This is a genomic window from Pseudoalteromonas sp. 31A1 (genome assembly GCF_011378815.1).
Taxonomy (GTDB): Bacteria; Pseudomonadota; Gammaproteobacteria; order Enterobacterales; family Alteromonadaceae; genus Pseudoalteromonas; species Pseudoalteromonas arctica.
The window spans coordinates 1-2,170 of sequence record NZ_WTKY01000059.1; the positions used below are offsets into that span (position 1 = coordinate 1).

The following is a 2,170-nucleotide window of genomic DNA, read 5'->3' on the forward strand; positions in this document are numbered from 1 at the left end:
GCTAAGAGCGATAGTTTTGATAAGTGTAAGTTTCATGGTCATATTCCTGATTAGTTAAGCCGTGCTTGTTGCCGACAACTGAACTTTAGTGAATTACCACAACCCCGACAAACGATTAAAACAAACCTAATAAGTGAGAAAAATTAACCTATAGACCTTAGTCTAATACGTTTAAACTTTTTCTATATATTTAAATAACTTACGAACCAACAATCGTGCCTAAAATCGCTACTTTACATTTCAAAATACATATAATTATTTATGCCTTTTTTTAGTTGGTTTTATTTTAAACACCTTACTTTGGCGTAGCTGAATAACAATCAAACAAATTTATACATTTAATTACATGCAATACTAAGTTATGTATTTATAATTACGCCTCTGGTAACTTTTCATCATTAATGGATTAACTTTTTTGAAACACATACTTCCTCTTTTTGTTTTATTAAGCACGCTTTTATCATTTAGCCAAAATGCTAACGCAAGGCTTTTGCTCGGTAATGACATGCCTAACACCGGTATGTTTATAAAATCAGAATTTAATGGTGATAGCAGCATTACATCTGCGGGTGTAGAAATGATGGTCAAACAAAATTACAGTAACTTTGGTGTTGTTTTTACCAGCGCAATTGGCGCGGCAGTAATCGATAATAAACAAGGCGAGCAAGAAGAATTTATAACGTGGGACAATGGCATGAAGCTTGGTTATTTCAATGACTTTTTTATATACGCCGAGCTAGGCTTAGATCTGTTCGAACTCGCCTTTAAAAACGATAGAGGCGATAACACCTACCAAATAGAAAAATCGAACAACGACATAGACGGTTACGCAGGTATAGGTGCGGGTTATCACTTTAAGCCATTTAAAATAGAAGTATTTACCCGAGCACGCCAAATAGATGGCGACTACTGGGAAGCACAAGAACATATTTACAGCGGTGTGCAGCTCAGCTTTACGTTTTAATTACCCTTTTTTATAAGAAAAATAAAAAGCGTGTGAAATACAGCTATTTCACACGCTTTATAATAAATTACATTTAACAGGTTTGATCTAACCGATTTATATTTAACGGATAGTTTTGGCTACTTTACCAATACTCAAACCCTGAATTAAAATAGAAAAAACCACAACCGCATAAGTGAGAGCCAACAAAATATCGCGCTCGTTCCCATCAGGTAGTTGCAATACCAGTGCAACCGAAATACCACCACGCAAGCCACCCCAGGTTAAAACTTTCCATGCGCCAGATGGCAACTCTAATTGCTTATTAAATGTAGTGGTTGTTATACCCACAACAATTAAACGTGCGAGTAACGCGATTAAAATTGTTAAGCCACCAGCAATAAACAAATTACTCGAAAATGCAATCATGACGACTTCAAGCCCTATGAGTACAAATAAAATGGCATTTAAAATTTCGTCAATCAGCTCCCAAAATAAATCAACGTAATGGCGTGTTTTGTCGCTCATAGCCATACTACGTCCATGATTGCCCACCATTAGCCCCATCATTACCATTGCAAGTGGGCCCGACAAATGCCAATGGCTAGCCAGTGCATAGCCACCAATAACGCCCGCTAAAGTAAGTAGTACTTCTTCTTGGTAACTATCAATACTTTTAAGTAAGTAATATAAAATACCACCTAATACCAAACCAAAAACAATACCACCACCGGCTTCAACCGCTAGCGTGTGTGCTACATAATAGGTTGTAGGAATATCACCACTCGATAAAACACCCAATAAAAGCACAAAAATAACCACGCCAATACCATCGTTAAACAACGATTCACCCGCAATTACGGTTTCTATACTTTTAGGCGCACCCGCAGATTGTAAAATTCCCATTACCGCAATCGGATCGGTTGGCGAAATTAATGCGCCAAACAGTAAACACCAAATAAATGCTAAATCAAAACCAAGCAAAGGAAGCACTAAATAAAGCGCGCCAGCAATAATAACCGTAGATAGCAACGTACCCACACAGGCCAAAATACCTATTGGTAATTTATAGCGTCTTAAATCGCTAACATTTACGTGCAGCGCCCCAGCAAAAAGCAGCATAGAGAGCATGCCATCGAGCAAAACTTCAGTAAAATCTAACTGATCGAGCAAGCTCACTTCGTAATCTATAAGATCATCAAACCCTAAAAAGCCCAAAAATATAGC

At 37.5% G+C, this 2,170-nt stretch carries 2 protein-coding genes; one reads left to right on the forward strand and one right to left on the reverse strand.

Annotated elements, in window-relative coordinates; genetic code table 11:
• The first annotated feature begins 415 nt into the window (after positions 1–415).
• A complete protein-coding gene (locus tag GQR52_RS20270; RefSeq protein WP_039488156.1) occupies positions 416–964 on the forward strand; it encodes a hypothetical protein in 549 nt (182 codons plus the stop codon).
• A 102-nt stretch (positions 965–1,066) separates the two neighbouring features.
• On the opposite strand, the gene GQR52_RS20275 is transcribed toward GQR52_RS20270, so the two are convergent.
• Positions 1,067–2,170 (reverse strand): sodium:proton antiporter (locus GQR52_RS20275; protein ID WP_165729606.1); only part of this gene is annotated, 1,104 nt, incomplete at its 5' end.